The 6,459-nt window shown below is 39.4% G+C and carries 1 protein-coding gene and 1 pseudogene; both read right to left on the bottom strand.

From position 1 onward, the window contains the following. Window positions 1-113: 113 nt before the first annotated feature. Window positions 114-1,283, bottom strand: a pseudogene (locus tag HMPREF2571_RS08160) (FtsW/RodA/SpoVE family cell cycle protein); the annotation flags it as partial. Window positions 1,284-1,423: 140 nt separating this feature from the next. After that, window positions 1,424-6,226, bottom strand: coding sequence for a glycoside hydrolase family 70 protein (locus tag HMPREF2571_RS08165; protein WP_070847683.1), 4,803 nt, complete (start codon window positions 6,224-6,226; stop codon window positions 1,424-1,426). Window positions 6,227-6,459: the final 233 nt, after the last annotated feature.

Consider the following 6,459-nt stretch of genomic DNA (forward strand, 5'->3'; position numbering starts at 1 on the left):
TTGGTAACACTCTTCGAAGGCTTGTTTTTCTTAGACTTGCTCTTAGAAACAGGTTTCACTTGACTAGTTCCAGATGTACGCATACGACGAGACATAGCCAGGAGAATTTTATTTTCCTCGTTCAGGTTAGTCTGATAAGCCATTGAAAGCACCAAACCAACACCAATCAAGTTAGAGATGAGCGATGATCCCCCTTGAGAAATAAAGGGTAAAGGAATACCTGTCAAAGGAAGAATTCCGACTGCTGCCCCAATATTTTCAAAAATATGGAAGACAATCATCATGATAAAGCCTGTCGAAATAAAGGTATAGAAACGGTTGTTAGATTTAAACGTCACTCGCAGCATGCGGTAAATAAGGAAGAGATAGGTTAGAAGAACCAATCCACCACCTACCAAACCAAAATCTTCCGCAATGACTGTGAAAATCATATCACTCTCACGAACCGGTACGTTCAACTCCAGATGATTAAAGCCTTTACCATAGATTCCTCCAGTACCAATCGAAATCATCCCTTGTGTCTGTTGAAAGGCGATACCATCTGCATAAGTGAAGGGATCCAACCAAGCTGAGATACGGTTAATCTGGTAGGTTTGCACCCCCATCTTGAGCATGGCTTCCTTACCCCAATCTGTAGTAAATACCATTACAAACAAGGCTAACCCTGTTGCAAAAGCTAGAACTACCGGCAAGATAATACGCCAGGATATCCCCGAAACCACTACGATACCGGCTAAAATAGCCAGAAAGACTAAGGCCGTCCCCATATCTCCTTGAAGAACTAGTAAACCTAAAACAGGGAGCGTGACTGCAACATATTGGAAGAGCAATAACCAGTCATCCTGAAGGTTGGTCACTTCCTTACCTTGCTTAGCCCAAACACCTATTCTCGATAGAAAGAGAATGTAGGATATCTTCATAAATTCAGATGGTTGGAAAAGGGTGACTGATCCAATGCTTACCCAGTTTTTCGCTCCTGTTGAGGCAACCAAAGCAGGAGAATAGAAAACAAGAGGTAGAACCATAAGCCCCAGACCGAAAATATAGAGCCAGGGGGTTACCTTCCAAAGAAACTCTGTATTAAATAACATGACAACAAAAGCAAGTACTGAACCTAGAAAAATCCATAGTACTTGCTGAGACATGACTTGCACAAGATTCTTTGGGTAATCAAAATTTGTCGCTATAAATATCGAAACCAAACCAACCAGTAGCAATATGAGAACTGGCAGGAGAATCGAGTAATCTATCCGACTTTCAATAGTATTTTTTGACTTAGCCATGTGTACTCCAAAATAAAGATTTAGCAAGAGTTATTATACCACTTTTTTACCCAGACAAATGACCTGAATGTATAAAAGTTAGACAATTTTTTACGAAAAAAGCAACCACAAAAGTGATTGACTTCTTTCATTCATTACTCTTAATTTGACACGTAGCCTTTTCCTTGAGCGTTGAAGTATACCCATTGCCCTGAAGGAATTTTAACCCAACGATTAATAGCCTTTTCCCCTGTATGAACATCATAGTAAGAGATTGAGCCATCAGGATTCGTAGCAGTTGCCCCCTTCACTTGCTTACCAGTTTGGTCAAAGTAAAGGTGTTGACCGTTGATCGTCTGTTCACCAACAACAACTTCACCCTTGGCATCTGCATAATACCAGTTGTTATCTCCACTAGTGAAGAAGGTTGATACTAACTTATTACCAGTATTCCAGTGGTAGTATGAGCGACTACCATTCGCATTTGTTGCGAAAGCACCTTTAACCTGCTTACCATCAGTATCAAAGAAGAGTTTTTGACCGTTGATAACTTGAGCTCCTGTAACGACATTACCCCTATCATCAGCATAATACCATCTATCATGACCGGTAGTGAAGAAGGTTGATACCAATTTATCACCGGTATTCCAGTGGTAGAATGAACGACTACCGTCAGTGTTCGTTACGAAGCCACCCTTAACTTGGCGACCATTAGCATCAAAGTAGAGGTGTTGACCATTGATGACCTGAGCACCTGTGACATTACGTCCATATGAGTCTGCATAGAACCAGTTGTTGTCCCCAGTAGTATAGAAGCCTGGTGTATGTGCCTTAGTCACAACACCCTTAGCATCGACATTAAAGGTTTGACCATCAACTACTAGTGATGTATCAACAAGTTTCACACCTGTGATTGCATCGTAGTATGAAGTCGTACCATCAGGATTGTTCACGAACTCACCTTTAACTTGTTTACCTGATTCATCAAAGTAGAGTTCGTCTCCATTGATGGTTTGAGCACCACGAAGAACGTCACCTTCGTTATTTGCATAGTATGTAGCATCACCAACTTGGAAGAAGCGATTCTTAACTTGAACACCTTTTTCATTGAAGTAAAGGTTTTGTTTACCTACCTTAGTAAACCCAGTAGCAACATAGCCTTTATCATTGGCGTAGTACCAGTTACCATCTTGTTCAAAGAAGCCTGAGTACTTACGTTCGCCTGAATCACCACAGAAGAACATTAAATGGCCGTCTTTTGTAGGAACGAAGACACCTTTAGCTTGGTAACCATTATCATAGAAGTATTTTTCCTTACCTTCTACTTCAGTCAAACCAGTAGCCATGATACCACCCTTGAAGAAGTATTGGTAGAATTTCTCTTCCTTACCACTATCATCTTTAACGGTAACTTCTTTCCAACCAGTTTGAGTCGTCAATTTACCTGACTTACCATAAACCAATGATTGACCTTTGGCATTTTTTCTGACACCATCAGTAAACATGACACCATTTGGCAAGAAGAAATAGTTAGAACCATCGATAGTTTGTTCACCAGTTACAAGGTAACCCTTATCGTTAAAGTAGTATTGCTTACCGTTATAAGTTACAAACTGACTCTTAGCTTGAGTACCTGATGTTGTGTAATAAGTTACACCTGTACCATCATAGGCAAAACCAGTCTTAGCTTTTGTATCACCAGTCAAGACTGCTGGGAGGAAGGTACCTTTATCGTTAACGGTGAAGTACAATTTACCATCGCTGAGAACATAGTCAGAACCACGTTTTTGGATGTTTGTACCGTTAAAGTATTTAGCTTCCCACTGTTTAATCTTCACAGATGGATCAATTGTCTTACCAGACGCTTCCATAACTTCTTTGAAGATTTCTGGATAAAGTTTTTGAAGTTTGTCGAGGAAGGCACCACCGTACTGGGCTTGGAAATCATTACCTGATGACTTGGTATTTGTCACATAGAGTTTATTAACCAAGCTAGTATCATCAAGCACCTTACCATGCGTATCTGTACGAGTAGCTGTCACTACTTCTTTACCTGGGAGAGTATACAATTGGTCTGGAACCCAGTCAGCAATGACTTGAATCCCTTGTTTGTGAAGAGCCTTGAGAGCATCACGAAGATCTTCTTTTGAACCGTATTTATTGTTTTTGCTCATAGCAAAGTCATAACGGTCTGTGAAGGCATAACCATTTTCAATAATAGAATCAAGGAAAGTGCCATCCTTAGATGAGACATATTGAGGTGCAATCTCAAATGACGTAATACCCCATGACTTGAAGAGGTCTGCGTTAGCTGCAATCAATTTGTTAGTGTATTGACTATCCTCTTTGACAAAGTCTTGGAAGTTTGAGAAGCCTTCGTAAATCACTTGTGCTTCAAGTGCTGCAGAAGAGCTATAAACCTTATCCCCTTCTTTATAGGCTTTTGTTGATGGTTTAGCAAGAACGTTTTGATCTTCAGTCGCACCTACTGGTACCCAAACTGAAAGGTAACCACTCATATCAACAGTCTTAAAGCCTTTGATTTCATCAGCTGTGAAGACAAGATTTCCTTGTGCATCTGTATATTTAACAACCTTAGTATCTGAATCATTCAATGATGACACGATACCTTTATCCGTACCAAGCAAGAGTGGACGGTAGGCTTGGTTCTTGTGAGCTGCACCCATATTTACAGTAATAGTTTCACCATCTGCTAATTTCAAATCCGGGTTATTAGCAATAAGGGTCAACATACCTGAATTGCGACCGTATTTTCCACCTTCTGTATCTGTCTTAGACATCAAATCTTGACCATAACGGACAGAGACAAGAACTTCTTTATTGTCTTTAGCAGATGATACCCCATCACCAGCAAGGTTGTGGATATAAGATGTTTGACCACCAGCTACATACTTAGGACGCGCTTTAAGAAGAGTTGTGATTTGATCAAAGTATGGTGATTTCTTAGCCATGTATTGACCATTATCAGTATACAAATCTCCATAATAAACACGTGTTGCCGCACCCATTGTTTGAAGCATCAAAGCATAGGCAGCAGGAATATTTGAATGCGTATATTCCTTATCAACTTTCAACATATCAGCATTATAAATATCGAAAGCTTGTTTCAATTGATCTAATGTGAAAGTGAAACCATCTGTTGTAGGATCAATTTTTTTACTGATAATGTCTGCGATAACCGTTTGAACTTCTGAGTCATGTGCACGAACAAAGAGGTAGGTTGCAAAACCAAGTTGATCATATGAAGTGACTTCTGCACGGTTTGAGAGACCGAAATAACCACCGTTAATAAGGTCTTTCATTGAAGCATTACGTGCACCAGTACCCTTATTAGTTACTGGACGAGTCAATCCATGAACAATAGACAAACGAAGACCATTGTCCATAGAAAGGGCTGCTGTGTTGTGCTCATTCACATAATATGGGTCATTGTGTGACCATGCTTCAAGAATAGAGATATTCGCAAGGGCACGAGCTTCCGACTCATTAACCTTGTATGCAGCCTTCATGTATGAAGACACTAATTGAAGCATGTCAACGCTAACATTATCCACAGCATCAACACGGATACCATCAAAGTGAGCATCCTTGTCCTTATCACCAAAGACGATTTGTCCCCAGTTCATAAAGTAATACAATTGGTTAAGCATTTCTGCTTGAACGACTGGATTAGAGTTGTCAATGTCATTTGAGAGCAAGAATTCATAACCACCATCGCTACCATTAACAATCTTATGATTTTTAATATAACTTGTCGCCGTTTGATTAAGCTTACGATAATCAGAGTTAGCCCATTTAGTTGAATCGCTGTTCACAAAAAGAAGCGCACCTTTTTGGAAGTGTTCCTTACCTGGCGATTCAGAATTAATGTTCCATTTATCTTGGTCTTTAACAAAAGCCTCGATTGACTGACGCAACCAGTCTGTTGACTTATTAGCAGCAATCTTAACTTCAATCTTACGTTGGAGGATTTGAGCTGCGGCATTCAAGCTAGCTTGAGAATTTTCAATCGTAAAGACATCTTTTGTTTCTTCACCGTTGCTAAGAGCCTTAGTCATGTAATTCAAGTAAGCTACTTGAGTATCCTTATCAGGCCACCAAGACATCAAAAGTGGACGAAAATCTTTTTCGGTTGACGCTTTCCAAGTTGTACCAGCTTCAAGGATTTCTTTTGGACGGTACCAACTGTCTGCTGTCAAATAACCATCAACAAGTTCAAAGCTTGCTTTAGTTGAATCGTAGGCAGCATTATTTTTTGTAAAATCAGTGACTAGATTTGTTGTTTCTTGTGTAAATGAATACGTTGATGTGCTTGAAAGGGCACCATTTTCATCAAAATAAAGGACCTGACCATTTACAGTAATGGCAAAGTTTTTCTTGTGTGATCCATCTTCTAAAAGATAGTAATATTTACCATCTTTTTCTTTTTTAATATTATCGAGTGAGACTGCAGCCTTAATTTCGGCTTCAGAAAGCTCTTTAGACTTCTCAGTCGTTGGAGCAGCTACTCCAGCATTTGCAGCGACTTCTGATGTTGTAGCTGTTTCTGGTTTAGTAGCAACTTCTGGCTTAGCAGTCGTTTCAGGTTTGGCTTCAACCTCTACTGCTACAGCTCTATCACTAGTAGTTGTTCCTGAATTTGGTTGAACCGTCGTTTCAGCTGGTTTGTCAGCAGTAACTTCTGCTCGCTCTGTTGTTGTGGCATTTGAAGTATTTGCTACCTCAGTTGTTGTGCCTACCTCTTTTTCAACCACAGGATTTGTATTTTCCCCGACCGTAGTTGTTGAAGGTGATCCATTAGAGTTATTTGTTTCTTCTGCCGAAGCGAGTGAAGATGTGGCAACACTACCACCAATAATGGTAGCCAAAGCTACTGAAGCGACAGCCAAAGTAACCCACTGCTTCTTCACTTTGTGCAGTTTATAGCGTACTTTATTTTCCATATTCAATTTTTCCCCAATATATTTTTTGTCTTAAAATCTACATCTTAAAGACTTACTTATTATATCATTTTTTATTATCAAAAAAAGTTAATAAAACTTATTTTAATGATATTTTTACCACATTAACAATAGATTATAATTTTGTCATAAAAAGACTCGTTCCCATAAAATTTAAAAAGGAGAACCAAAGTCCTCCTTTTTAAGGCTCTATAATTTCTGTAGTGGGTAAAACC

Source organism: Streptococcus sp. HMSC068F04 (assembly GCF_001837455.1).
Lineage (GTDB): Bacteria > Bacillota > Bacilli > Lactobacillales > Streptococcaceae > Streptococcus > Streptococcus salivarius_D.